Here is a 26,143-nt window from a genome sequence, read left to right on the forward strand (position 1 = left end):
GCTCCCACTATTTCTGTTCAAATTCCCGCGTATCCTACCATGCGAAGCGACAGGCTGTCAGGTATCGGGCATATCAGGGCGTATCCTTCTTTTAGAATGTGGCTCCAGACACGTTTAATTTTTTGAAAAATGCCCGACCTGCGCTCAATAATGTTTTTTTGAGAACTTAATGGATGAATTGCGTGTTTTACGTTATAATTTTAATCATTTTAGTTTATCAAGATTCAGTGCATGCATAAAATAGCCATACGCATTCGCGGCAACGTTTTGGATATAAACCGCGATGAAGTTAACGAGTACTGGCAGCTTGCCAGACGCCTGGAGCATGCCTTTGGCATTAATGCGCGCTCTATTGTAAATTTCTATGCAGCGTACTCCTCAGAACCAATAACAGGGGCACTGCCGAAGAATCTCTTGGGAGAGCTTCGCGCTGGTATCGCCCCATATATTTCAAGCACTGATTCAGACTTCCTGGCCGTTACCCCTCCAAAAAAATTCGATTTATCGCTGACTTATGAACAAAAAAGCAGCGAGTCAACCTATTCTCACGAACCACGCGGCAGCTTGAGTGTGGCGAGACTGCTTGCCGGGAAACCCTGCTTTGTAACGCCTCATCCACGCAGTCAGATAAAAAAACAACGCATCCTCTTTCATGACTGGTCTGCTGCAGGCTGGAGTGTGAACCGTGCCACACAGGTCACCCGACTTGCCAGTCAGCTGCTGAAAGAAGGCTATTCCCTCTTTGTGTTTCATGAGAACACGATACAACCGGTCACAAGCGGTAAAACGCTTGTTATGAGGCTCCGGGAAAACTGCCGCGTCCTGACGGAAGAAACACTGTATCGCGCGGCCGCTAAAATAAAAATTCCACGCGATGAGCTGCATATTCTCGATTATCACGGGCTTAATGCGATAATCGACGGAAGCGCTTCTATACAAAAAACACTGGAAACAGGTGACTGGTGGCACAACCTTGAGTCTGATAAACGCCAGGCGCTGGTAAGTGACCTGCAAAACACTCACCTCCCTTTTGAGGCCATCATCTGCAATACGTTTCCGGACGATATCAGCATGGCCAAAGTGCTGCAGCAATCCCTTCACCTGCCGATAGTCTGGCGTTTTGGCACGGTTAATCTGGATGCCGGTTTACTGGATGAGCTTATTCATGCGCAAACCGCCACGCGGGACGAGATAGCTTTAAACCGTTCTCATTTCGAACAGGTAACATCATTAACCCTGCACCCTTGCGGTAAGCGTTTTTTGCTCCCACAAGGCGCTGGCAGGGTTTTGCAGTCCTTCACGGCACTAAAATCGTTAAGCCTTGAACATGCGGACGGCACCTTTCACTTGAGAGGCGAAATTACGTTCCCACATCTTGAAACACTGAGTGTGTCAGGGTCAGATATCGATAACGAAACGCTTGAGGAATTACTCAGAAAAACCCCAAACCTCAAGCATCTTGCACTTGAAGGCTGTAATGCCATTAAATGGGAGTCTCTGGACTATTCACTCTTTGCCAATCTTGAGTCGCTCAACATGGATGGGCACAACAGCCTGAATGATTTGCTGGAGTCTGCGCAAAAACTGAAAACCATCAACCTCTCTCTTGGTAACCCCTATAAGACGCTTACACAAGCGCCAGTAAACCTGAGGCAGGTTGAAAATCTGAGCCTGAATGGCGGACCGATTCATGGTAGAGACCTCGAGGATATCCTCGCATATGCTGAACGCCTCTCCTGCCTCACTTTTGTTGATGCCCCCATTGCGGGATATCTGTTATCAAACCTCCCTTTGCCTTCACTCGAATGCCTTGTGTTTGAAAGTTTTAGCACCAACTCGAGATATGAATTCAAAGCGATATCCTCTTTACTGATGAACTCCCCAAAGCTGAAAGTACTTGATCTGGGAGGGGCTAAATTTGGCACTTCAAGGGTGCTGATGAGCGGTTCACTGCCCGCCCTTGAAACACTAAAGCTTTGCCACTCCCCCATCACCAGCGCAAGTCTTCAGGGCTTGCTGCACAATGCGAAAAACCTGAAATACCTTGATGTCTCTTTCTGCGAAAATATCACAGAGGATTTTTCCTGCAGTGAGCTCCCTGCACTGAAAACACTGAAACTTGGCTTCACAACTATTAGCAGCCAAAGCCTTCAAGGCTTGCTGCACAATGCCAGAAACCTGAAAGACCTTGATGCCTCTGGCTGCAAAAATATCACAGCGGATTTTTCCTGTCCTGAACTCGCTGCACTTGTAAAACTAAATCTTCAAATTTCGTCTATTACCAGCCAAAGCCTTCAAGGCCTGCTGCACAATGCCAGAAACCTGAAAGACCTTGATGCCTGTGGCTGTAACAATATCACAGCGGATTTTTCCTGCGGTGAGCTCCCTTCACTTGAAGCCCTAAAGCTCCAAGGCTCATCCATCACCAGCCAAAGTCTTCAGGGCCTGCTGCACAATGCCAGAAACCTGAAAGAGCTTAACGCCTCTTACTGCAAAAATATTACAGAGCATTTTTCCTGCGGTGAGCTTGCTACCCTTGAAACACTTGAGCTTAGGGGGTTATCCATCACCAGCCAAAGCCTTCAGGGCTTGCTGCACAATGCCAGAAACCTGAAATACCTTGATGTCTCCAGCTGCAAAAATATAACAGCGGATTTTTCCTGCGGTGAGCTTGCTGCCCTTGAAGCACTTGAGCTTTCGGGGTCATCCATCACCAGCCAAAGCCTTCAGGGCCTGCTGCACAATGCCAGAAACCTGAAAGAGCTTAACGCCTCTTACTGCAAAAATATCACAGAGCATTTTTCCTGCGGTGAGCTTGCTGCCCTTGAAGCACTTAAGCTTTCAGAGTCATTCATCACCAGCCAAAGTCTTCAGGGCCTGCTGCACAATGCCAGAAACCTGAAATACCTTGATGTCTCTCGGTGCTACAATATCACAGAGGATTTTTCCTGTCCTGAACTCGCTGCACTTGAAACCCTAAAGCTCTATAACTTATCCATCACCAGCCAAAGCCTTCAGGGCTTGCTGCACAATGCCAAAAATCTGAAAGAGCTTGATGTCTCTGGCTGCAAAAGTATCTCAGTGGATTTTTCCTGCGGAGAGCTTGCTGCCCTTGAAAGACTTAAGCTTTCGGAGTCATCCATCACCAGCCAAAGCCTTCAGGGCCTGCTGCACAATGCCAGAAACCTGAAATACCTTGATGTCTCTGACTGCAAAAGTATCTCAGTGGATTTTTCCTGCAATAAACTCGCGGCACTTAAAAAATTAAATCTTAGGGCCTCAATCATCACCAGCCAAAGCCTTCAAGGCCTGTTGCACAATGCCAAAAATCTGAAAGAGCTTGATGCCTATGGCTGCAAAAATATCACAGCGGATTTTTCCTGCAATAAACTCGCGGCACTTGAAAGATTAAATCTTAGGGTCTCAACCATCACCAGCCAAAGTCTTCAAGGCCTGTTGCGTAATGCCAGAAACCTGAAATACCTTGATGTCTCCAGCTGCAAAAATATAACAGCGGATTTTTCCTGCAATAAACTCGCAGCACTTGAAACATTAAATCTTAGGATCTCAACCATCACCAGCCAAAGTCTTCAGGGCTTGCTGCACAATGCCCAAAACCTGAAAAACCTTGATATCTCTTACTGCAGAAATATCTCTGCGAATTTTTCCTGCGGTGAACTCACTGCACTCACAAGACTTGAGGCTGAGTATAGCGCCCTCTCTCCTGAGGCGCTCGCAAATCTTCTGCATCAGGCACCGAATCTCACACGCGTGAACTTAAGTGGTAATCCACAATTCGAACAGGATAAACTGTCTGCCGAGCTGCGACAGCTTCTTGCGCAAATAAAAGATGTCGTATATCCAGTTCCCCAAAAAGCTGGCAATCCGCATTTATCCGCCTTTGCGCACAAGCCTGATTCTCAATCTGCTCCACTTTCCAGCGAAGCCGCTTCCTCTTCAGTCGCTCTTAATCAGTTGCTCTCAGGATTGATTAATGCACCAAAGACCCAAAACGGCACTGATACAGGCGCTTCACGGCCTGAAAGCACGGGGAATATGACCACCTCTCCTGCTACGCAGCCAATACAGGCCCCCGCGCCCTCAGAATGCCTTTTTGACGCCGATACGGCGAACCCCAATACCCCGCAACGTGCGAAGCGCATTTTCTACCCGCTGGCCAATGGCCTGCAGGCGCCTCTGGTTAACCGTTATCGCCTGCGGACGTTTGATGCACTTCACATAAACCGAGAGCCCTGCGGCCTCAGCGATGCCTTCAGGCTTGCCCTTGACGGAGAGCCGGATTATCTGGAGGTGGATTACGAGCGCCTGCCGACGGTGGAGGCCATAGAGGGTCTTCGTGGACATGCCACGCCAATCCCGTCGTACCTTGGCATTCAGGAACTTACACCAGGCAAGCACTGGCAGCCCCTCGCCTCGCTCTCACCGCGTGAAACGCTCAGCCATCTTCATACCGAGCCTGCCGACGCTGACATTTCACTCGCGTATTCAAAGCGCGATAATCAGTATTACCTTCGGGTACGCAGTGAGGTGCCATCACTCACCGTGCGCTTTGTCGTGCAGGAGCACGCGCCTGAACCAGCACCCTCAGTGCCTGAGGCGATACACGCGCTGCAGCAGGAACTCATGGAGTATGGCGAGGGGGCACTCGAAGGGGTTCAGCCTGAATGGAGCGGGAGCGACTACCTTCAGGCCATTCGCACCCAGAAAAAAGGCGCCTGTCGCCATCGGGCCGTGGCTTTTAAAGCCGCCATGGAAGCGCACTTTGCAGCCATTCCGGTTCGCATCGTGGTCAATGACGTACACGCGTTTGCTGAAGTGTGTATTGATGGCTATTGGCTGACACTGGACTTTGGCGGCTATCAAGCCCGCCTGCAGATTGATGACAGCCATCGTCCGGCGGGCGATGACGTTCATGAAGACCGCGCGGTTTTTGAAGAAGCGAATCTTGAGCCATCAGGCGCCCTTATTCCAGTTTCCCCGTCTGTGAGTAACGCCCGTCTTTTTGAAAGGGCGCTTGAGACCTGGAAGAAAAAAAGTGCCCGCACCCCGTCGCTGAGCGCCTGGTGCCAGCAAAAAGTGGCCTGCGGCGCGCCTCTAAAACAGCTCATTGAACTGCCCTCCGACACGGCGCTGCAGGGCCTGCATTATGCGCTGGAAAGGCATTGCCGCCATATCAGCCGCCCGGTCTTTTACGTGCACACGCCCGATGACCTCGTCTGTCAGGCACCTTTTGTGCGCATGGCGGACAATGGCCGGGAAGGCATCCCCTGCAGGGGGCCGGGAGGCCCTCTGTATGACTTTTTAACACAACCGTACACAAGGGATAACCCGCCGGTACTGATAGTCAACTACAGCCGTTTCAAGGCCGATGACCTCGTGCGCTTTAATGCTCTGCTCGATGACACGCGCCTTGCCGATGGCGTGCCGGTGCCCAAAGAAGCGATTATCGTGGGCCTTGTCAACACGCGCCAGCCGGGCCGCTACACCGGTTCTGACTTTTATTCGCGCTTTGCCCTGCAGGTAGAAACCTGCCCGTTTGCAGAAAGCCTTCTCGCGAGAGCCCTGCCTGAGACACACACTGAGGAAATACCGCCTGATGCGGACGTCACCACCCTCGATGTCTTTCATGCCGCCGACTGGAAAGAACGCCTGCTGGGGCGCTGGATTTTACAGGGAAGCGCACTCTTTTTTGAAGAAGGCGAACTGGTGCGCGCCCTGAAGGAAGGGCGACAGACGGTCGTTATTGCCAATGGCCTCTGGGAGAACCCTGAGTTTCTGCACGTCTTTCGCGAAGCGTGCGCGCAGCGGATGCTCACATACAGTGGCGGCAGCCTGCCCTTCCCCGAAGGCCTGCGCTTTTACCGACAGGAAGGCTATGACTGGGAAACGCTGGTCAGCAATGTCACCACAAGCCACGGCCTGCATGCCCGTGCCGTTGTCTGCAACCCGCTGCAGCTGTCGCAGTTTTTTCGCCGGTATGCCTGCCGCGATGCGGCATTGTATACGCTCCCGGGGCTCTTCGAAGCCCATCAGGGCCAGACGCTGCATGTAAACGTGACAGCCGCACTCTCCGATGATGCCTGGGCCGAATGCTTAAGCGTGGCAAAGCGCTTTAACACGGCACTGCATCTGCATGTGGCGCCTGGCGTGACCCTGCCGGCTTTTCTGCCGGAGCCTCTGGCAGCGGCAGCATCATCAGACAGCCCCATGGACCTGACGCCGCCGCTGCCGCCCGAATGGCAGGCAAGCGCAACCGCACACACCATGGCCGTTGTCAGTGATGACCCCGATACCACCATCGCCCGGCTCACGCGCCACACCCCCGGCGTCTGGAAGGTGCTTGATGTATCAGAATGGTCGGCAGGCGATTTGACCGCCTCGCTGCGGGGGAGCTTCGATGCGGACAGCCTCGGGTTTTCATTCTCGGAAAAACGCAGTGCCTTTAACCGGGCGCTTGATGCCGGAGACTCGATTCTTCTGACCGGGCAGCTGACCCCGGACATTATCGATGCCCTCGCCGTGGTCTTTCTTGAGCGGCAACAGTCAGCGCCAGCAGGCCGTCTCATGGTGGTCACTGACAACCGCGATGCCCTGAGCTTTGCCGAGCCTCTGAGGCATACCGTTCGTGCTGAAGAAAAAGCCGCACTCCTTGGGCTTTGCGAGGGCGAGCTCGAACGCATCGGCGGCACCGCTGACCTCGCGGCTGAACCCTTAAGCGTGCTGCAGACGCGGCTCACGTTCATCCGACAGCATCCGGGCGCGCCCTTCGCCAATGCGTGGGAGGGGCTTGAAAGCCTGCCCGCAGGCTTTCATCTGCCGCCGTTTAATCCAGAAACCTCGGCCGCAGAGGCCGCTGCCTTTAACGCGGCACGCCTCGCGCAGGTGAATGCCGTCCTGCAGGAAGCGCCCTTTATCTTTTTAACCGGACTGACCGGTGTCGGTAAAACGACCTTCGTCAACAAATACCTCGCGCGCGAGGCAATCGTCTATCAGGGTGAGAACGCCCTTGCCACGGCACTTAATGACCCGCGTGAGGGGCGAAAAATCATTTACGTGACAGAAGCAAACCTGCACCTTCGCCAGTGGAGTGAGTGCGAGGGGCTTTTTCACACGCCTCCCACCCTGCCCGTCAACGGCGAGCTGGTGACGATTCCCGACAGCATCCGCTTCGTCTTTGACGGCAACCCCGTCAGCTACGGCGATGACCGCAGCCTTGCGACGTTCTTTGTGCGCCACGGCAACGCCAGACGCTTTGACCCGCTGCCGCCTGCATGCCTTTATGAAGAAGTCCTGAAACCCGTTTTTGCCGATACCCCGCTGCAGGAGCAGGCCGCCGCGCTCTGTCAGCCGCTGCTCGATGCTTATCGGTTTATTGGTGAAAACGCCGATGATGAGGTGCTCATCACCCCGCGTGAGCTGCAGATGATGGCGCTGCTCCTGATAACCTCGGGCCCGCTGTTTCCCGACTGCAGCCTCGAGGCGCGCGCCCGCTACCACGCATGGGACATTGCCCGACACGCCCTGCCGGACGGCCTTCGCGCGCGTTTTGATGCGCGCTTTACACCAGAAAGCCTGCCGCAGGCGAAAGTCCCCCCTGCCTGCGGGAACTATCTGGTCACTCCCTCACGCGCACCGCTTATCACCGCCCTTGACCAGCTCATGGCGCTCAAGGCCGCGCGCCACGCACTCGATACTCAGGATGAGGCCGAAGCCGCAACACCTGAGAAGATGGCGAAACTCTATGGCGGGCTTGGCGGCCTCATCGTTGAGGGCGAGCCGGGCATTGGTAAAAGTGAGCTTATCTTCCAGTATCTTCAGCACAACGGCTTCCGGCGGCGCGGCATCAATGACTCCTCGCCCGGTGATGCCCGCAGTTACTGCGTTATCCCGGTCAGCATGAGCCTTGAGGAGCGCACCCAGGCACTCTTAAAGGCTTTTCATGAAGGCACCATTGTCATCATGGATGAAGTCAACAGCTCACCCATGCTCGAAAAACTGTGCAACGGCCTGCTCATGGGCTTCGGTCCCGATGGCGAACGCCCCGAAAACCCGGGCTTCCTCCTCCTTGGCACCCAAAACCCCATCACCATGGCCGGCAGGCAGGCGCAAAGTACCGCACTCTCACGCCGCATGCTCACCATCACGCTCCCCAGTTACTCCGGCGCGGAAATGGGCTTTATCCTTCGAAACGCCATCGGCATTCCTGAAGAAGTCGCCGATGACATGGTGCAGGCGTATGAAAAACAGCGCACTCACGCCCAAACCCGTCAACTCACGCCCATGCCCTGCTTTCGCGACCTCTTAAACCTCGCCGAGCAGTACGCAGGCGCGCATCAGATTGCAAAACCCGTGTTAGCCGATGAGGAACTGTACCGCCTGCGCGATGCTCTGGCACACCCACCGGCTGTAGCTCCGGCTTCTGTGGCTGCGGCTTCTGTGGCTGCGTCTTCTGTGACTCCGACTTCTGTGACTCCGGCTTCTGTGGCTCCGGCTTCTGCGGCTGCGGCTTCTGCGGCTGCGGCTTCTGTGGCTGCGGCTTCTGTGGCTGCGGCTTCTGTGGCTGCGGCTTCTGTGGCTGCGGCTTCTGTGGCTGCGGCTTCTGCGGCTGCGGCTTCTGCGGCTGCGGCTTCTGTAGGTGGCGCAGCGAATAGACAGGCGAGAGAAGCGCTTAAAGCTTCTGCCTGCCAAATGGTAAACGAGCATTACCAGCCCTCTGCATGGAATGAATGGCGAGGCGAAAAAAACTGGCTCGCAGTCGCTTATACCGACCTGAAGCCGGGATTTTATCAGAACGAATGCCAGGGCCTTTTTGGCGTCGACTTAAAAAGAAAAATCCTTGAAATCGCGGTCACTGAGCTGCTTGAAGCGCAGGGCGACCGTAAAAAAATCGGGGAAACACTCGATGCGTTGTGCGATTCTGGAGCGCTTGCCATACTCGAAAAAGGACAGGGGTTTACCAGCCGCATGTTCCCCTGCATAAAGACCAGCGCCGCCAAATCGCTGAAGAGCATCCTTGATGAGATAAGCAACCCCTTGAAAAGCATGGAGAGGAAACCATAGTACACGGGGCCAGGGTAATTATAGGGACAACTCCGCATTCTACCCCCTGCAGTCTTTCGTGATAAATGCTATACTTTGAGCTTAAGTATCGGGGCGTGTCCTCATTTCATGATGTGAAGCGAATGAGGACACGCCCTAAGTTAATGACAACCCCCGGAATGCCGTGGCTCGGGGGAGGAAACCCGCCAATGAGCACGCCTAAAGACAAGAAAATCGTCATCGAAGGAGTTACGCCCCAGGGAAAGGAGTTTCGACCGAGCGACTGGGCAGAGCGCATGAGCGGTGCCATGGCCAGCTTCAAAAACAGCCGCATTCAATATTCTCCGCTCCTGCAGCCAAGCGTCAATAAGGAGGGGTTTAAATGCGTGCTCCTCGACCCCAAACTAAAAGAATCAAGCCCTCAGGTTTACAAAGCCATTCTTGAATTTGCGAAAGCCAACAATCTCAAAATCTGCAACGAGGACACTCCGGAAGAGGGTTCCTAGGGCGGCGGAGGACACGCCCTAACGCGTGGTCAGTTTCTCAAGTGCCGTCACAAGGTAGTTCAAAACCGCAGCGGTTGTTTCATAGTTGATGGCGCATACACCAGCCACGAGGAACGCCAGCCCCTTTGGTCCGTGCTGAACGCCGGGCGCGCTGGCATTGGTCATCAATACCACTCCCCGCATGAACCAGATAATACCCGCAACCTTGATAAGCTTTTCCATCGAACTGATAACATCAAAAGGGCTCCACTTCGCATACTCGAGGATATTGCCAGGCCCAAATGTGGTATTGGACAAGACCACCACAGAGCTTGGGAGGTAGAGCAGGGCAGCACCGGCGATAAGGTAGGCAAAAGGTACGGACATCGGTTCACGCGAACCGCCGCGGGAGGCAAGTACGTGCTTAAACTTTATGACGGCAATAAAAAAAAAAGCGATACCTATGACATAGGCCCCGGCCGTCAGAAAGCGCTCCACTGAGTCGAGCGATCGGCTCAGGTTGCCAAGCATGGTAATCCAATCTGGAATTTCCATCGGTTATTCTGCCAAAGACTCTTGCATTACGTGCTTTTTATCCTATAGTAGGGCCTATCCAGCCTTGTGCACACATCAAATGGGATACTACCATGCAAGTTAACACGTTTACTGCCGTTTTGCAGGATACCCGACTGATTGCGCCCCGCGTGCGCCATTTCGTCTTTGCCCTTCCAGAAGACGTTGCCTTTGAGCACGAACCCGGGCAATTTATCACCATCCACTTTTCCCATGGCGAAAAAACGCTGCGCCGCAGTTACAGTATTGCCAATCCCCCGTCGAACAGCAAGTTTATCGAGTTCGCGGCCGGTTTTGTAGAAGGGGGACCTGCCAGTCAGCTGCTCTTTAACCTTAAACCCGGCGAGTCCGTTCAGATGAACGGCCCCTTTGGCCGTCTGGTGCTGAAGCCAGAAAATCCAAAGCGTCTGGTGCTCGTTGCAACCAGTACTGGCGTGACCCCCTATCTTGCCATGCTGGACACCCTCAAAGCACGCCTGCAGGCTGACCCGGCACTGGAAGTCGTGGTGCTTGAGGGCGTGCGAAAGCGCGAGGATTTACTCTATGGCGATGTTTTTCGTGCATTTGCAGGCGAATGCGAGCGGGCACGTTTCATCCCCTGCTTCAGCCAGGAAGCTCCCGAATCTTTGCAGAACGCAGAAAGGGCGGGATATGTTCAGGAGCATTTTACCCATCTCGCACTCCATCCTGAGCGCGATCTTGTGTATTTGTGCGGAAATCCGGGTATGATTGATAACGCATTTGACTGGCTGAAGGCAAACGGTTTTGCCTCCCAGAATGTTATTCGCGAAAAATACCTTTCGCGCTAAATGCTGTCGTCATAAGATATGTCGAAGCGAAAAGGCGTTTAATCTAATTGAGGAACTACACATGCATTACGATGAATTGTCAGCCACAATGGACCTTCTGCTGCAGGAAGGCAAGGGAATTCTTGCGGCGGATGAGAGCAACAGTACTATCGGCAAGCGTTTTGCCACCATTGGCGTTGACAACACGGAAGAAAACCGCCGTGCATGGCGTCTGCTGCTCGCGGAAACCGAAGGTCTTGAGCAGTATGTTCACGGCGTTATCCTCTTTGAGGAAACTTTTAGCCAAAATGACGATGCCGGTGTTCCCATTGCAAAACGTTTTGCCGACAAAGGCATTGTTCCCGGTATTAAAGTGGACAAAGGCCTCATAGACCTGCCTCACACGGATGGCGAAAAAGTGACCCAGGGCCTTGACGGGCTGCGCGAACGGCTCCTGCACTTCAAAGCGCTCGGTGCACGCTTTGCGAAATGGCGCAACGTCTATTCCATCTCCGACACGTCCCCAAGCCTTACTGCCATTCGTGCAGGTGCAGAAATGCTCGCGCGATACGCGGCTACCTGCCAGTCAGTCGGCATTGTGCCCATCGTTGAGCCGGAAGTTTTGATGGATGGCAATCACTCCATCGAGCATTGCGCTGAAGCCTCTGAAATGGTGCTGCACGAACTTTTCCACGCGCTGTTTATTCACCAGGTTGAGCTTGAGCACATTGTTCTGAAACCCTCCATGGTGACCAGTGGCAAAGACCACAAGCCCTTCAGCAACCCGGAAGAAGTCGGTGAATTTACCATTGGCGTGTTTCGCTCAAACGTACCGGCAGCCGTCCCCACCATTAATTTCCTCTCCGGCGGACAATCCTCCAAAGAAGCAACAGCCAACCTCAATGCGATTAACGCGCAGGGTTTTCAGCCCTGGCTGCTGAGCTTCTCTTACGGACGCGCCCTCCAGGAAGATTGCCTGAAAGCGTGGGAAGGAAAAGTGGAAAACCGTGAAAAGGCGCAGGCCGCACTGCTTCACCGCGCGCACATGAACAGCCTTGCATGCTTCGGTGACTACAGCGACAGCTTAGAGTAATCACTCATGGGACAACGGTTCCCGCAACGGGTGCCGTTGTCGCCAGCGTGAAGCGGGCAAAGAGCGGAACGTGATCGGATAAACGGCTCCAGGGTTTACCGGCCAGACAATGCACGTCCGACACGCTGACACCCCGGTAATAAATCCTGTCTACCTGTAAAGCGGGCCTTACCGCCGGAAAAGAGCGCGCATGAGCGCCATGCACTTCCTGAAACGCCTCACGTAAGCCGTGACTTTCAAAAAATTCACTGGAAAGCGTATTGCGCCAGTCGTTGAAATCACCTGCCATCAACAGCGGCTCCCCTGCCGGCACCAGCGTATCCATTGCCTGTTGCAAAATATCGGTTTGGCGCTCGCGCTCGGCACGAAATACCCCAAGGTGCACGCACAGGAGGTGCACGCGCGCGAAATCTGTTTCCAGCACACAATGCAGTACGCCCCGTGACGCGCGACGCACCGTTGACAGTACAAGGTTACTCGGGGTCGACATCGGAAACTTGCTTAAAATCGCGTTACCGTGATGTCCGGAGCGATAGGAGGCATTACGGCCATAGGCGAAATGGGGCCAGAGGTTTTCAGCAAGATAGGCAAACTGTGGCGCATCGGGCCAGCCGCTCACGCGCGCTTCCCGCCGTAAGTGTGCACCCTGCACTTCCTGCAAAAACACCACATCAGGATTCAGTGCGGCCAGTGCTTCTCGCATCTCGGGCAATAAAAAACGCAGTCGCCCCGGCCCAAATCCTTTATGGATATTGTAGGTAATCAACGATACACTTTGTTTATGAGCAAGCAATTTTGACCTCTGTAACCGGAGTGCGACATGCACACTTTCACGCTGAAGATACCCGGGTTTTCCATCGCCGGCAAAGCCCATGGCAATCCCGATGGTTTACCCATTCTGGCACTCCACGGCTGGCTTGACAATGCCAATTCTTTCGATTTGCTGGCACCACAACTGTCAGACAGCACGCATCTGATGGCCATTGACCTGCCGGGACACGGACATTCCTCACACCTGCCTCCGGGGTGTCATTACCATTTTATCGATGGCATCTTTGCCGTGCTTCAGATGATTGAGGCGCTCGGAATGCCGCAAAAAGTCCATCTCCTCGGACACTCCATGGGGGCCTGTCTGGCAAGCCTTATTGCCGCAGTAGCACCAGAATCCATTGCCTCCATTGCTCTGATTGAGGGCCTTGGCCCGTTGTCAGCACCCGTGGAAACGTGTCAGGCACAGTTATCGCACTACGCGGGCCAGTGGCTTGAAACCGCCTCAAAACCCGCAAGACCCTATCCGAGCCTCGAGATGGCCGCCCGCGCCCGCGCAAAAAGCGGATACCTGCCACTTGAACTGGCAACCATCCTCTGTGAACGTGGTGTACGGGAAGAAAATGGACACTGGTACTGGCGGCATGACCGGCGGCTGCTCACGCACTCGCCGCTGCGTATGACGGAGGCACAGGTGCTCAATTGCCTGTCATGCATCAAAGTACCAGGCATTCTCTTTATGGCGGAAAATGGCTTTGACTATCCTGCCGATATCATGAAAACACGCATGCAGGCTGTCCCAAACCTTAAGGTGGAATACCTGCCAGGCGGGCATCATCTGCACATGGAAAGTCCTGACATTATTGGGAAAAAGCTGCTGGACTTTTACAGAAACATATAAAAAAACGGCCACAAACGTGGCCGTTGCAGATAACCATACGAATTAAAGACGGCAGCGAACAGGCTTGACCGCCACCTCAGCCATGGCATCGCGCACATCATCCAGCGAATAACCAAGGTCACGAGCGGCCTTCAGTACACCACAACCACCATCGCTGAAACGGGTATAGGGTGTCCAGTAGTCCATATTGGCCTTGACCATCACTTCAAAGGTCTTGCGGGTGTTCCAGCCTTCCGTGTTGGAGAGCAGGTAGAACATACGGTTATAGACCCCGCTGGAATAGTGAACATCGAGTCCTGCATAGTAATCATCCGCGGAATCAATGGACATGCCGTCACGGCTTGGGTAATCCATAAAACGCAGTGCTTCATAGCCACTGTCTTCTTTCATGATTTCAGCGCCAATCTGCCAGGTACTTGCACCAACGGAGTAGTACTCAGCGGCCATGGCTGCCATGTCGGAGAATGATTCGTTCATACCGCCAGACTGGCCGTAGTACATCAGACCGGAATTCTGCTCGGTAAAACCGTGGCTGACTTCGTGCGCTGCAACACCCAGAGACACCAGCGGATACATCATGCTCTGACCGTCACCAAACGTCATCTGCTCACCGTCCCAGAACGCGTTTTCATAGCCATCGCCATAGTGTACGCGCATGACAAGCTGCATGGGGACCTGATTGCCCTGGCCGTCATCCGTCGTCAATGCTTCGAGGTCGAACCATTCTTTGTAGATGTTTTTGATAACGTTACCGGCATACAGACCATCGTTGCTTGGCGAGAAGGCACCATTAACGCTGTCATAACCATCCCCTTCATAACCCGTCCAGTAGGTGTTGGAACCTTCTTCAGAGCTATGCTTGCAGATGAACTGCATGGCGGTACCGCCTGTCAGCCACTGGCTGTGCATGTCTACGAGTTTAACATCGGTGTTTTCCATGTAGCACTGGCCACTTTCGGCATCACGGGTGATGGATAATGCCGGCAAATCGACCCCGTAACGGACTTCACCGGTTTTGGTGTTGCCGCCAGAGCCAATGCCTTCAGCTGCTGCCGCAGCCGTTTTGATGTCATCCCACTGCAGAAGCGGCTTTTGTGTTGCGGCATCAAGAATCGCGCGCGCACGCTCGGGAATACGGTCGTGATGGGTCACGAGCACACTGACTTCATACGCCCAGTGCGCTTTATTGGCATCATCAATATAAACAATGGGGCTGACACGCGCCTGACTCAAAGTTTTACCTTTAAAGCCCGCTTTAAAGCCCTCAAGTGCGCTGCCGGCGTTTTTAACAAAGTCCGCCGCAGGCTGACCAAGCTCAGCACTCAATCCCTGATAAACAGTACCGTCCATGTCCACATCGGCATTGGCCTTCAGGGATTTCAGGGAGACGGGAGCGTGAACGATGGCATAGCCGCCATGCACACGGAAACCGGCATAGGTCTGCTCAAGGCGGATATGGCGCATTTTTTTGGCGTCAACACGGACAGACTGTACTTTAAGGCTGTCGGGCTGCACGCTGCGCGCACCGTTGACCTGCTGGCTGGATGCGATGTCAAAAGCGCTGGAAACCGCAGCAAACGTTGCCGTCTGCAGAGGCATTGGGTCGGCGGCTTTTGCGGGGGTAGAAAGCCCGAGCGCAAGACACGCTGCAAGGGGTGAAAAATAAACGTTGGGATGCATCTAATGAACTCCTTTCATAACTGAATAATTGCGCCCTCATCCAGGAGGCATCCGTTATCCCTTGGCAGCAGAAACGTCTTGTCCGATTGCGCGCGGGTACGCCGTGCACAAAATCATATCCCTGGATTGGACTGTCACGTGTAAACACGCACTTCAACGTACCATATTTTTACCGTTTTTCAAACCACGGGGGGAATTACTCAACTTGTCGACAACGTGCAGACATCCTGCAGGAATGTTTGCAGGATATGGACATTTTTGCTGACTTCAGGCAGAATCGCCGAAGAACATACTTTGATTCCCGGTGATGAAAAAAATTCTGGTCCTTCATGGTCCCAACCTTAATCTGCTGGGAAGCCGCGAACCGCAGCTCTATGGCAGCGTAACGCTCGCTGAAATTGATGCGGGTCTCAAGTCGCGCGCCAAAGCCTCCGGCCTGTCACTCGAGTGTCTTCAAAGCAACAGCGAGGCTGTGCTGATTGACGCCATTCATGCCGCGAAAGACAACGGTGTTGCATACTGTATTATCAATCCCGCGGCACTTACCCATACCAGCGTGGCGCTCAGGGATGCCCTGCTCGCCGTAAATCTGCCTTTTATCGAAGTGCACCTCAGTAACATTCACGCCCGTGAGGCGTTTCGTCACCATTCCTTTTTCTCCGACATTGCAGCAGGCGTAATTTCAGGGCTTGGGCCTTTGGGGTATACGCTTGCTCTTGATGCGATTATGACCCATTTTCAGAAGAGAGAGTCCTGACCGATGGATATGCGTAAAATTAAAAAGCTCATTGAGCTTATGGAAAATACCCGCGTGGCTGAAATTGAAATCCGCGAGGGTGAAGAGTCCGTTCGGCTGTGTTTCCGACAGGAAGGCATGCATGCACCTGTAGCGACTGAAGCGCCGCGGGTCATCACAGTAGCTCCTGCGCCAGCGCCTGTCGCAGCACACGTTGAAGACGTTAAACCGGCCGCATCCAGCGCACGGGGGCACAAAGTGCGCTCGCCCATGGTCGGCACGATGTATACCTCTCCTTCTCCAGATGCTCCTCCTTTCGTCACCATTGGCCAGAGTGTCAAGGTCGGAGACACGCTTTGCATCGTTGAAGCCATGAAAATGTTCAACGAAATTGAAGCCGACCGTGCCGGACGTATTGCGGAGATTCTCATCAGCAATGGACAGCCTGTCGAGTATGATCAACCCCTTTTTATTATCGAAGAATGACGGAGAGGCTTCATGCTCAGCAAGATTGTTATCGCCAACCGCGGTGAAATTGCACTGCGGATTTTGCGTGCCTGCAAAGAACTTGGCATTCAAACGGTTGCCGTGCACTCCGATGTGGACAAAGACCTGCTGCACGTGCGCCTTGCCGACGAAACCGTGTGCATTGGCCCGGCGCCTGCGCAAAAGAGTTATCTGAATATCCCGGCCATTATCTCTGCCGCCGAAATTACCGATGCAGTTGCCATTCATCCTGGCTACGGTTTCCTTGCGGAAAATGCCGATTTTGCGGATATCGTTGAGCAAAGCGGTTTTCGTTTTATAGGCCCGCGCGGCGACACCATTCGCCTGATGGGTGACAAGGTTTCAGCGATTGCCGCCATGAAAGCCGCCGGCGTCCCCTGTGTGCCTGGCTCTGACGGTCCGCTTACCGATAATGATGCTCGAAATCTTGAACTTGGACGCTCCATTGGCTATCCGGTCATTATCAAGGCCGCAGGTGGCGGCGGCGGGCGCGGCATGCGCGTCGTGCACTCAGAGTCGCACCTCTTAAATGCGATTGCGCTCACACGCAGCGAAGCCAAAGCCGCCTTCAACAACGACGTGGTCTACATGGAAAAGTTCCTTGAAAATCCGCGCCACATCGAGTTCCAGGTGCTTGGCGATGGACAGGGCAACGCCATACACCTTGGCGAGCGCGACTGCTCCATGCAGCGTCGTCACCAGAAAGTTGTGGAAGAGGCACCGGCGCCTGGCATTACCTCAGAACAGCGTGCCGCCATTGGTGCGCGTGTTGTCAATGCCTGTCGTGAACTGAAGTACCGCGGTGCAGGTACCTTTGAATTCCTCTTTGAAAACGGCTGTTTCTATTTTATTGAAATGAACACCCGTATTCAGGTAGAGCACCCCGTTACAGAATTGATTACCGGGGTTGATTTGGTCAAGGAACAAATCCGCATTGCAAGCGACCTGCCGCTCTCCATCACGCAGGACGATGTCCGCCTTGAGGGGCATGCGGTGGAATGCCGTATTAACGCCGAGGATGCTAAAACGTTTATGCCCTCTCCGGGCACCATACGCCTGCTGCACCAGCCGGGGGGCCCGGGCATTCGTTTTGACTCCCATGTTTACAGCAGCTACACGGTACCGCCTAACTATGACTCAATGATTGGCAAGCTCATCAGTTATGGCGCAACACGTGAAGAAGCCATGGCTCGGATGAGAAACGCACTTGATGAAATCATCATTGACGGTATTCGCACGAATATCGAGCTGCATCAGCGCATTATGCGCGATCAGGCGTTTATCAAGGGCGGTACCAATATTCACTATCTTGAAAAAATGCTGAAGGATTAATGCCGTGTGGTTTCAGTTGTACATTCCGGGAATTTCCAGTGAGCGCGTCAGTGCCATCAGTGACGTGCTTGAGACACTTGGTGCCGTTTCAGTAAGCCTGCTTGACGCCAAAGATGCACCGGTTCTTGAGCCCGCGCCAGGCGCCACCCCGCTCTGGCCGGAAGTCGACATGCAGGCACTGTTTACCACCGAAGAAGATGCGCTGCGCGCAAGTCTTGGCCTTAAAGTGCATTTTCCCGATCTCGACAGTACACTTGACACGCTTGAAGACAAAGCCTGGGAGCGGGTGTGGATGGACACTTTCAAACCCATGCGTTTTGGAAAACGGCTCTGGATTTGTCCTTCATGGGCGCCGGTACCTGAAGCAGATGCGGTTAATCTGATGCTTGACCCGGGCCTTGCCTTTGGTACGGGCAGCCACCCGACCACCGCACTTTGCCTCACATGGCTTGATGGTGCAAGCGTATCCGGCAAAACGGTTATCGACTACGGTTGTGGTTCAGGCATTCTCGCACTGGCCGCTCTGAAGCTTGACGCGGCACACGTATTTGCCGTTGATATTGACCCCCAGGCACTGACTGCCACCAAAGACAATGCCGCTGGCAATGGTCTTCATGATGACCGTCTGCTGGTATCGTTCCCCGAAGACCTGTCAACACCGGCTGACATTCTTCTTGCGAACATTCTGCTGAGCCCTCTGCAGAGTCTCAAAACGCGATTTTGCGAACTGCTAAAGCCGGATGGCCGGCTGGTGGTTTCGGGTATTCTGCAAGAGCAGACAGACACGCTGGTTGCCGAGTACAGAGACACCTTCGCTCTTGAAACCTCGAATACTCAGGAAGACTGGGCATTGCTCGTTTTTCGAAAGCTAAATTCCTAAGACTGAAACGTGACAAACTCCGTGGCTTTTGCCATGATGAAGATACCCCCGTAACCACGGGCTATCCATTCATCATGACAGGGAAGAATCATGCAAAACATGGAAACGCTTTCAAAAGAAATAAATCGTGACATGCAGCGCAACTGGGGCTGGTTGATGGCGCTTGGCGTGCTGTTTATTTTTATGGGCCTCGTTGGGCTTGGCATGATGGTCGGTGTGACCATGGCCAGCATGATTGTTATCGGCGCCCTGATGATGGCCGGCGGTGTCGCGCAGTTGATTGACGCATTCCAGAGCAAGTGCTGGAAAGGCGTTCTGTGGCATGTGCTGATTGGCCTGCTCTATCTCATCGCCGGTGGACTCGTGATTTACGACCCCATCATGGCGTCTGCCATTATCACGGCACTTCTCGCCTGGACCCTCATCATCATGGGGATTGCCCGTGTCATCATGGCTTTTTCACTGCACGGTGAATCTGGCTGGGGCTGGATACTGCTCGCAGGTATCGCTGACTTCGCGCTTGGGGTGCTGATTCTCGCCCACTGGCCTTCAAGTGCACTGTGGGTCATCGGCATGCTTATCAGCATTGAGATGATGATAAGCGGCTGGACCACGGTGTTTCTTGCCATGGCGATGCGCGGCAAGCAACGGGCAATGGCCTGAAGACCATCACAATGAGCCTCGATTGAGGCTCATTGCAGCTATTGCGCACTAAAAACTGCGGATGCAGCGGATATTAAAGGTTTTTATCTCTTTGGGCAGATAATGAGGACTCTTATATTGCTCTCTTCCGTCCTCGAAACGTTTAACCCAAATACCGCTGTCCATGTTCATATTCCCGCTCACATAGGCAACAGATTTTTTCTCTACAAAATTTCCAACCAGATAGCGGGCGTTATATAACCGTTTCAATTCATTACGCGTTGGAAGGCGCCAATCGAGATATAATTCGGCGTTCTCATCAAAAAGTTCAGGATTGGAGCAAAACAACCCGGTAGAATAATCGGCTTTAGACAGCGTAATATCCGTACGCTGGTCGCTGGCAGCCGCCACAAGCCCATGCGTTCCCAGCCGATTGACGTAAAAAACAATGCCACCTTCTGCGCGGTCTCCAACCTGATGAATAACGCCCGTTTCCGCAAAGGCCTTATGGGGTAAAGCGAGGGCAGACGCGACAGCAAGTAGGGAAGTGCTGAAAATTTTAGAGAAATTCATAAAAACCTCTTAAGGTATGGTGAATGCGTATAATACTAAAGAGCAAAATTTTAATCAAACGTCATAGTTAAGCCCTGCCCCTCCCTGCCTCATCCAATATGGACTATAATTGAACATACCGTCACACTTAATGCACTTTTTATCGCATATGGTAACGGGAGTGTCCGTGTATGAGCAGTAGATGGATAAACAAACACCAGGATGGGCATTCCATAAATGAAGCGCCCCTGACAGAATCAGAGGAACAATCTGGATACGTGTCACAGGTAAACCGGGCCCTTGCCACCGACTGGCTTTCTGAGCGTTGCCGTGAGCTTGACACCCACACCAATCCAACGCTTATTCAGAACATCCTGTCAGCCTTGAGGCTCAATACGCTGAGAGTCACCGAACCGGGACTGCGCACGTGGCTGGAACAGACAACTTCAACGCCTCAGGATTTACGGCCGCTTATTGAGAATCTCCAGCGGTTTATACTTAAGAATGAGCCTTTGTGCCAGCTGACAGCCGACATTGCACGCAATACCTGGATTTCGGAAGAAGAATGGCTTCGCAATCGGCAAATGCTGAGCCAGCAGGCTCATGTACTGTTTCTGATGGAAGGCTTGACCATCAGCATGGCAAACAGTGACACCGCGCTTCAAGAGGTTTACCAACATTTTATTGATAAACGGCATACCCGATACCCGGGAAACCCATGGATGACTTTTTTATTCGGCGTTCCGGCTTCTACGGGAATTTTTGAGCGCCTGAAACTGATTTCCGTTGAACCATCGCTGCTCAACCTCCTGTTTCACGCAAAAACCGGCAGTGCCCCCGAAACCGAAACCGACAGGGCACAATTTATTAGAGAATACGGCCTGTCTTCCATCAATGCTGCCTGTGTCGAACTTGCGAATGTATCAGAACGCATCAGTGGCACGATTGCGGGCTTTGGGCTCAATATTCTCGAAGCCGTGCTGACTGAGGCAAAGCACAAAAAACCGGCTTCGTCCATTGCCGACAATGGCGCCGCGGGTCTTGGGCTGATTGCCTGCATGGAGCATCACGGCTATGAAAGCCAATATACCGTGTGTAATCGCCTGCTCCCTGAAAGAGTTGGTGTCACCAGGGAGGGTCATTACTCCCTGCTGCCTTCTATGCGCCTTCAGGACAGCCCCAAAAAAGTGCATCAGTTTTTTGTGCATCGCGCCTGGCGGGATTTATACAACGCCTGGAATCTGCATTTTTGTATTCAACAGATGAACAGCTCCTTTTTACCCCTCAAGCTGCTGCTGCCCTCCGTGATTGGGGCAAGCCCTGAGAGCTTCAAGCACATGCGCGTGCTTTCTCTGTATCTTTTTGCCAATCTGCACCTGACTGCCGCACCGCACGCCCACCCCCTTTTTCAATCTACTTTCGCTTTTCAGCAACAGGATACCATCATGCGGGCTTTTGCTCACATTAACCATCTTTACGCAGCACTGCTGCTGAAATCAGGTTGTCCAGGATTGAATAAAACACCGGCCATGCTCTATGCAGAAACCATCGGCCATCATCCAGGCCTGCAACTGGCTCGCAGTATTAGTCGGTTCTTGTATGCATCAGATAGCTTTCGCGTGTTTGAAGAGCCCCCACCTAAGCCATCGGCGTCCCCGGGACTTTTCACGCCAGCACCCACTGACGCTTCAGGCACGAGCAGCCCGCCCTCCGTCGGCCCGCCCTGAAAGAGCCTTCCAAACGGCTTTGAGTGTTTGTTTTGCATCAGTAACACCGTCCACACTGCGCCAGGCCACGTGGCCATCAGGACGCACAAGGACGGCACCACGCTCGCCAATCTGGTAGAGTGACTGCCAGTTACCATCTTTATCCTGCAATTCGCCATTTTTACCAATCCGATAACAGACAATCGGTGCTCCCTCAAGGGCTGCAGCGGCTTTTGGCCACTCTTGCGCTGCATCCGTGCAAAGAAGTACGAATGTTTTTTCGAAGAGATCGAGTGTGGAGCAGGTCTCATGCGCGCGTGTAAGCCAACAGTGTGGGGCGCGCACGCCGGGAACAGTCGATGGACGATAATTATCGCCCTCACTCGGAGCGTGCAGTCCTGGCTCCGGCAATACGCAGCCTTCGGTGTAACAGAAGCCTATATCGAGCGCGAGCTGATTCAAATGTTCCTGCTGCTCATCGAGCGCATGCGCCATGGTTTTATAATCTTTTGCAAAAAGCGCTTCAAAGATGGTTGTCATGCGCTGTGAATTTCGTGTACTCCAGGCGATGTTGGTGCGACAAACCGGCAGGCGTTCCGTCATATAGGTATCAAGCAGCGTACTTTCCGCCTCGTTTTTCAACACCATGGCGAGCTTCCATGCGAGATTATGTGCATCCTGTATGCCGGTATTCATCCCAAGCCCGCCAGTGGGAGGCAGACGGTGTGCCGCATCACCCGCGAGAAAGATGCGTCCAACGCGCCAGGTATCAGCAATAAGCGCTGCCATAGTCCAGAGAGCTTTATTGATAATGCGAACATTGACGCGCTTGTCATCGACCAGGCGCTCAACAAACGCCCTGCACGCTTCATCACTGTAATCGGCAGAAAGCCTTATAAACATTGAAGAGGTCTTATATTGCATATTATAGGAACTCTTTTTTGTTGGTAATAAATTATACTGATAATTGGCCGGTGCATTTGCTCCATTTTTTACGTCATGCTTGACAAGTACACCAAATTGGAGTACTATTTATATAAAGAAAAATATAGGTAAGCTATATTGATAAAGCCTTGTCAAATTGAGTTAACCAAGGGTGCTCAAAAAGATTTAACTAAAATGCCAACCTATATAAGGGAAAAGCTTTTGTTATGGGTTGATGCAGTAGAGAAGTTGGGTATAAACAAAATAAGAGAGATTCCTGGGTTTCATGATGAGCCCTTAAAGGGAGATCGCAAAGGACAGCGCTCAATCAGGCTAAATAAAGCTTATCGAGCTATCTATATTGAAAATGAACTAGGGTCTGTTGACATTTGGTGGTGCGAAGCGAAAATCACGTTAATTTAGGCCAAATTTTATCTTGAGTGAGGCGAATAGCCGGCTCTATTTAACGAACTCAAGGTTAAATTGGCTCTACCCCAAATAAGGGGGCACTTTAATCAAGTTAGTCTAGACTAACTAATTGATTTCGCGATCAAATTGGAGATTAAAGTGCCCAAGCATAATCTTATCTTAAATTTACCTGGATTTACCATACAAAAAGTGAGTGGTTATCAACCACTGATATTGGATATTTCGTATCAACGATTACCTCGCTGTGCCCATTGCAATAGCAAAGCAGTGCGTAAAAAGGCATCTTATATACGAACCGTAGCTCATGAATTAATTGGTCATCGCCGCAGCCTTTTGCGATTTAAGGCCTATAAACTGTATTGCAATACATGCCAGCGCTACGGAAATCAGCAGTTTCCTGGCATCAATAAGCATCAGCGTTCAACCTGGCGTTTACAGGCAGCGGTATTTCATAACCACACGCGAGGAATTTCCCAAAAAGACCTTGCTCAGCAATTTAATAAAGGGAAAGCTACGATTGAGCGTTGGTATCATCGACAATATCAGGAGCAGGCTAAAGAGTTGATGAATACACCATGTCCAACTGTACTGGGTATTGATGAGCACTTCTTTAGCCGAAAACAGGGATTTGCCACAACGCTGTGTGACCTGAAAAAACATAAGGTGTTTGATATTGTGAAAGGCCGAAGTGAATCTGATCTTGCCAGTTATCTGGCCTCCCTTACCGGAAAAGAACGCGTCAAGGTGGTTTGTATGGATTTAAGTAGTACTTACCGCTCTATTGTAAAAAAACATTTTCCCAATGCAAAAATTGTGGCTGACCGATTTCATGTTATTCGCTTGCTTCAACATCAATGTATGATGACCTATCGCGAACTATCGAGCCAAATAAAAAGTAATCGGGGTATATTGGCTTTACTGCGTACACGACCTGATAGATTGACTCCTCAACGGCGACTTAAGCGGGATGCATTCCTTCAAGACAATCCCGCTATAAACGCTATATATCAGTTCCAGCAACAAATTCATGCGTTACTCTTACACAAATCCATGAATAAAGATTGGTGTAAGAAAATGATCCCTCAGTTTTTAAATATGCTGGATGAACTGAAAAATAGTCCATTTAAAGCATTGGCAGTGCTTGGTAAAACATTTTGTCAATGGAAAGAAGAGATAGTACGCATGTGGCGGTTTAGAAAGTCAAATGGCATTACAGAAGGGTTTCATAGAAAGATGAAGTTAATACAAAGAAGAGCTTATGGCTTTCGTAACTTTGAAAATTACAGAACTCGTGTTAGGGTGCTCTGTTGTTAATGGTGAGTGCCCCCGTAATTGGGAAAGACCCGTTAAATTTGGACAAATTGACGTGGTTTGCAGCCGTGTCACCAATTGTCAACAGACCCTAAAGGAAATTGTAATTATTTCTATAGTGGAGGTAAATAAACATGAGTACTGATGCAAGAAAATATTTAGAGAAATCATTGGGGCGCATGTCTTTAGGAAAGGCAATTCGTGCTATTCGTCAGGGAGAAGAAGAGAGTCAAATCGATTTTGCTCATCGTTTGGGTATTTCCAAACAGTATTTATGTGATTTAGAACATGATAGAAAAATTGTTAGTGCAAAAAAAGCAAAGCAATTTGCTGAAATACTTGGTTACTCCCCCGAACATTTCATCGCTTTGGCTTTTCAAGATTCTCTTGAGCACGATGGTATTCACATGCGAGTAGAGGTTAAAGCAGCATAATTCCCATTTATGGATTTATAGATAGCCTTGGTGGTAATCTTTACTGGCTATCTTGGGTGTTAGGAGATTAATTGTTGTTAGAAGCTCTAACAGATATAATCTTCGAATACGTGCGGATTAAAGATTGGATTCCAATAAGATTGCTGAATATGATGAACTTAAATTTTTATAACATAATCAAGAAAATAGTATGACATTAACCGTAGACATTGACATAAAGAGCAGTTTTAAGTCTCTTAATCCAATTTCAAAATTTAATGAAATTAGTGCATACGAAGCTTTATGGGATAAAGAGGGTTCAAGCTATAAATCTCTTGCAGGGGTCTGTAAATAATCCTGACAAGCAATTATCAGATTTTGTAAGTGATTTAGATAGGCTTTGTTTCTTAACCCCACGCAGTGTCTTCTTTCACAAAATTCAGGCAGATCTACAGCTTTGCGGCATTCCCAATGAGGTCACTTTATTGAGAGCGCCACTGGCTAACATGGCCTCTTGCTGTTGACGGACAAAATCACGTGCGTGCATCGCATCTCCAAATGTTCGCTGGTATCGTTGCACACCCAGTTCGGAATAATTTCGCCGGCTATACTGCCTTGTTTTCTTCCACTGCATTCGCCCCATGGTGTCTATTTCAATAATATTACGGTTGCGCAGAGACGCGGCTTTATCGTTCTCAACTGCGTTGGCGCGTGGTGGTATAACTACATCAGCATCGGGTGAATGCGCCGTTACCGCATCATAAACAGGTGTTTCATCACACGCACCATCGGCAGAAAAATGGACAATTGAATCAGTAATCTGTTCCAACAATCCCTCGACTTGCTGGTCATCGTGGCTAAATCTGTCCGTCAATGCGCAGGCTTCAATGTAATGGTCCTGGTTAATAGCCAGATGAAGCTTGCGCCAGCTTGCTTTGCTCGATAGCTCATACTTCTCCTGGTGCCACTCACCACGTCCAAATCGTTTTAGTCCAGTAGAATCAATCGCTATGGCATGAATGCCATCATCCGGCTTATCCGTTTTTTTATACCGTGGAACGGTGATATCCAATTCGCCAAGTCGCTTGCTCAGCACACTGAAATCAGGACATGATAACGGGATCTTCATTAATCTAAACAGGGAGTCAATAAAGCCCTGACACTGCCGCAGCGGTAGTTTGTAAACCAACCGGATCTCATGGCACGTGATGATGGCAAAATCCGTGTAAAGCCTTGGCGTACCGCTGCCATCATAAACCCTGTCAACCTCATACCACTGTGATATTGCATCCTCTGATAGCCAAACCGTGATGTTACCACGTTGGCGAATGCCGGTTGTAAACATGCCGGTTCGCTCATTCGT

At 51.6% G+C, this 26,143-nt stretch carries 19 protein-coding genes and 1 pseudogene; 14 read left to right on the top strand and 6 right to left on the bottom strand.

Annotation, left to right across the window (positions count from 1 at the left end; all coding sequences use genetic code 11):
- The first annotated feature begins 231 nt into the window (after positions 1–231).
- Both E4T54_RS03840 and E4T54_RS03845 read left to right on the top strand, forming a co-directional pair.
- Positions 232–9,081, top strand: a complete 8,850-nt coding sequence (locus tag E4T54_RS03840) for a hypothetical protein (RefSeq protein ID WP_135100390.1) — start codon at positions 232–234, stop codon at positions 9,079–9,081.
- Between the two features lie 188 nt (positions 9,082–9,269).
- On the top strand, positions 9,270–9,566 hold the full coding sequence (locus tag E4T54_RS03845) for a DUF3579 domain-containing protein (protein ID WP_028386851.1): 297 nt from the start codon (positions 9,270–9,272) through the stop codon (positions 9,564–9,566).
- Positions 9,567–9,584: 18 nt separating this feature from the next.
- Here the strand turns inward: E4T54_RS03845 and E4T54_RS03850 are convergent, their stop codons facing one another.
- The gene (locus E4T54_RS03850; protein ID WP_028386850.1) at positions 9,585–10,100 is read right to left on the bottom strand and encodes a hypothetical protein; all 516 of its coding nucleotides are present in this window, start codon (positions 10,098–10,100) and stop codon (positions 9,585–9,587) included.
- A 92-nt stretch (positions 10,101–10,192) separates the two neighbouring features.
- Between E4T54_RS03850 and E4T54_RS03855 the strand changes: the two genes are divergently transcribed.
- Together E4T54_RS03855 and E4T54_RS03860 are read left to right on the top strand one after the other, a co-directional pair.
- On the top strand, positions 10,193–10,927 hold the full coding sequence (locus E4T54_RS03855; protein ID WP_028386849.1) for a ferredoxin--NADP reductase: 735 nt from the start codon (positions 10,193–10,195) through the stop codon (positions 10,925–10,927).
- Between the two features lie 61 nt (positions 10,928–10,988).
- Entirely contained in the window at positions 10,989–11,999 is a 1,011-nt protein-coding gene (locus tag E4T54_RS03860; protein WP_028386848.1) for a class I fructose-bisphosphate aldolase, read from the top strand.
- Between the two features lie 4 nt (positions 12,000–12,003).
- On the opposite strand, the gene E4T54_RS03865 is transcribed toward E4T54_RS03860, so the two are convergent.
- Positions 12,004–12,765: an endonuclease/exonuclease/phosphatase family protein gene (locus E4T54_RS03865; RefSeq protein WP_242604350.1), complete on the bottom strand. Its 762-nt coding sequence runs from the start codon at positions 12,763–12,765 to the stop codon at positions 12,004–12,006.
- A 54-nt stretch (positions 12,766–12,819) separates the two neighbouring features.
- Here E4T54_RS03865 and E4T54_RS03870 point away from each other — a divergent pair, with 54 nt between their 5' ends.
- Positions 12,820–13,668 (top strand): alpha/beta fold hydrolase, encoded by an 849-nt coding sequence (locus tag E4T54_RS03870; protein WP_028386847.1) that lies wholly within the window; start codon positions 12,820–12,822, stop codon positions 13,666–13,668.
- A gap of 42 nt (positions 13,669–13,710) precedes the next feature.
- On the opposite strand, the gene proA is transcribed toward E4T54_RS03870, so the two are convergent.
- Entirely contained in the window at positions 13,711–15,348 is a 1,638-nt protein-coding gene (gene proA, locus E4T54_RS03875; RefSeq protein ID WP_028386846.1) for a zinc metalloprotease ProA, read from the bottom strand.
- 307 nt (positions 15,349–15,655) lie between these two features.
- Between proA and aroQ the strand changes: the two genes are divergently transcribed.
- The 5 genes from aroQ to E4T54_RS03900 all read left to right on the top strand — a co-directional run bounded on the left by aroQ (position 15,656) and on the right by E4T54_RS03900 (position 19,466).
- Positions 15,656–16,105, top strand: coding sequence for a type II 3-dehydroquinate dehydratase (gene aroQ, locus E4T54_RS03880; protein ID WP_028386845.1), 450 nt, complete (start codon positions 15,656–15,658; stop codon positions 16,103–16,105).
- A gap of 3 nt (positions 16,106–16,108) precedes the next feature.
- Positions 16,109–16,570 (top strand): acetyl-CoA carboxylase biotin carboxyl carrier protein, encoded by a 462-nt coding sequence (accB, locus tag E4T54_RS03885; protein WP_028386844.1) that lies wholly within the window; start codon positions 16,109–16,111, stop codon positions 16,568–16,570.
- 12 nt (positions 16,571–16,582) lie between these two features.
- Positions 16,583–17,923, top strand: coding sequence for an acetyl-CoA carboxylase biotin carboxylase subunit (accC, locus tag E4T54_RS03890; RefSeq protein ID WP_028386843.1), 1,341 nt, complete (start codon positions 16,583–16,585; stop codon positions 17,921–17,923).
- Positions 17,924–17,927: 4 nt separating this feature from the next.
- Positions 17,928–18,803: a 50S ribosomal protein L11 methyltransferase gene (gene prmA / locus E4T54_RS03895; RefSeq protein WP_028386842.1), complete on the top strand. Its 876-nt coding sequence runs from the start codon at positions 17,928–17,930 to the stop codon at positions 18,801–18,803.
- Positions 18,804–18,893: 90 nt separating this feature from the next.
- Positions 18,894–19,466 carry an HdeD family acid-resistance protein gene (locus E4T54_RS03900; RefSeq protein WP_028386841.1) on the top strand — a complete coding sequence of 191 codons (573 nt, stop codon included), beginning with the start codon at positions 18,894–18,896 and terminating at the stop codon, positions 19,464–19,466.
- Between the two features lie 48 nt (positions 19,467–19,514).
- Here the strand turns inward: E4T54_RS03900 and E4T54_RS03905 are convergent, their stop codons facing one another.
- On the bottom strand, positions 19,515–20,018 hold the full coding sequence (locus E4T54_RS03905) for a hypothetical protein (RefSeq protein WP_028386840.1): 504 nt from the start codon (positions 20,016–20,018) through the stop codon (positions 19,515–19,517).
- A gap of 170 nt (positions 20,019–20,188) precedes the next feature.
- Here E4T54_RS03905 and E4T54_RS03910 point away from each other — a divergent pair, with 170 nt between their 5' ends.
- On the top strand, positions 20,189–21,724 hold the full coding sequence (locus tag E4T54_RS03910) for a hypothetical protein (protein WP_028386839.1): 1,536 nt from the start codon (positions 20,189–20,191) through the stop codon (positions 21,722–21,724).
- Here the strand turns inward: E4T54_RS03910 and E4T54_RS03915 are convergent.
- Positions 21,686–22,627 carry an FAD-dependent monooxygenase gene (locus E4T54_RS03915; protein WP_081776780.1) on the bottom strand — a complete coding sequence of 314 codons (942 nt, stop codon included), beginning with the start codon at positions 22,625–22,627 and terminating at the stop codon, positions 21,686–21,688. The genes E4T54_RS03910 and E4T54_RS03915 overlap by 39 nt on opposite strands.
- A 195-nt stretch (positions 22,628–22,822) precedes the next feature.
- On the opposite strand from E4T54_RS03915, the gene E4T54_RS03920 reads away from it, so the two are divergent.
- The 3 genes from E4T54_RS03920 (at position 22,823) to E4T54_RS03930 (ending at position 24,801) form a co-directional block, all read left to right on the top strand.
- A complete protein-coding gene (locus E4T54_RS03920; protein WP_051550968.1) occupies positions 22,823–23,050 on the top strand; it encodes a hypothetical protein in 228 nt (75 codons plus the stop codon).
- Between the two features lie 144 nt (positions 23,051–23,194).
- Positions 23,195–24,370, top strand: coding sequence for an ISL3 family transposase (locus tag E4T54_RS03925; RefSeq protein ID WP_115152802.1), 1,176 nt, complete (start codon positions 23,195–23,197; stop codon positions 24,368–24,370).
- Positions 24,371–24,501: 131 nt separating this feature from the next.
- Positions 24,502–24,801: a helix-turn-helix domain-containing protein gene (locus E4T54_RS03930; protein ID WP_028386894.1), complete on the top strand. Its 300-nt coding sequence runs from the start codon at positions 24,502–24,504 to the stop codon at positions 24,799–24,801.
- Positions 24,802–25,219: 418 nt separating this feature from the next.
- Here the strand turns inward: E4T54_RS03930 and E4T54_RS03935 are convergent.
- Positions 25,220–26,122, bottom strand: a pseudogene (locus tag E4T54_RS03935) (IS5 family transposase); the annotation flags it as partial.
- Positions 26,123–26,143: the final 21 nt, after the last annotated feature.

Source organism: Legionella geestiana, assembly GCF_004571195.1.
Taxonomy (GTDB): Bacteria; Pseudomonadota; Gammaproteobacteria; order Legionellales; family Legionellaceae; genus Legionella_B; species Legionella_B geestiana.

Bases quoted from the DNA above. Each gene is read 5' to 3' on its own strand.
- E4T54_RS03840 (WP_135100390.1), top strand. From the start codon at position 232: ATGCATAAAATAGCCATACGCATTCGCGGCAACGTTTTGGATATAAAC.
- E4T54_RS03845 (WP_028386851.1), top strand. From the start codon at position 9,270: ATGAGCACGCCTAAAGACAAGAAAATCGTCATCGAAGGAGTTACGCCC.
- E4T54_RS03850 (WP_028386850.1), bottom strand. From the start codon at position 10,100: ATGGAAATTCCAGATTGGATTACCATGCTTGGCAACCTGAGCCGATCG.
- E4T54_RS03855 (WP_028386849.1), top strand. From the start codon at position 10,193: ATGCAAGTTAACACGTTTACTGCCGTTTTGCAGGATACCCGACTGATT.
- E4T54_RS03860 (WP_028386848.1), top strand. From the start codon at position 10,989: ATGCATTACGATGAATTGTCAGCCACAATGGACCTTCTGCTGCAGGAA.
- E4T54_RS03870 (WP_028386847.1), top strand. From the start codon at position 12,820: ATGCACACTTTCACGCTGAAGATACCCGGGTTTTCCATCGCCGGCAAA.
- proA (WP_028386846.1), bottom strand. From the start codon at position 15,348: ATGCATCCCAACGTTTATTTTTCACCCCTTGCAGCGTGTCTTGCGCTC.
- aroQ (WP_028386845.1), top strand. From the start codon at position 15,656: ATGAAAAAAATTCTGGTCCTTCATGGTCCCAACCTTAATCTGCTGGGA.
- accB (WP_028386844.1), top strand. From the start codon at position 16,109: ATGGATATGCGTAAAATTAAAAAGCTCATTGAGCTTATGGAAAATACC.
- accC (WP_028386843.1), top strand. From the start codon at position 16,583: ATGCTCAGCAAGATTGTTATCGCCAACCGCGGTGAAATTGCACTGCGG.
- E4T54_RS03900 (WP_028386841.1), top strand. From the start codon at position 18,894: ATGCAAAACATGGAAACGCTTTCAAAAGAAATAAATCGTGACATGCAG.
- E4T54_RS03905 (WP_028386840.1), bottom strand. From the start codon at position 20,018: ATGAATTTCTCTAAAATTTTCAGCACTTCCCTACTTGCTGTCGCGTCT.
- E4T54_RS03910 (WP_028386839.1), top strand. From the start codon at position 20,189: ATGAGCAGTAGATGGATAAACAAACACCAGGATGGGCATTCCATAAAT.
- E4T54_RS03915 (WP_081776780.1), bottom strand. From the start codon at position 22,627: ATGCAATATAAGACCTCTTCAATGTTTATAAGGCTTTCTGCCGATTAC.
- E4T54_RS03920 (WP_051550968.1), top strand. From the start codon at position 22,823: ATGCCAACCTATATAAGGGAAAAGCTTTTGTTATGGGTTGATGCAGTA.
- E4T54_RS03930 (WP_028386894.1), top strand. From the start codon at position 24,502: ATGAGTACTGATGCAAGAAAATATTTAGAGAAATCATTGGGGCGCATG.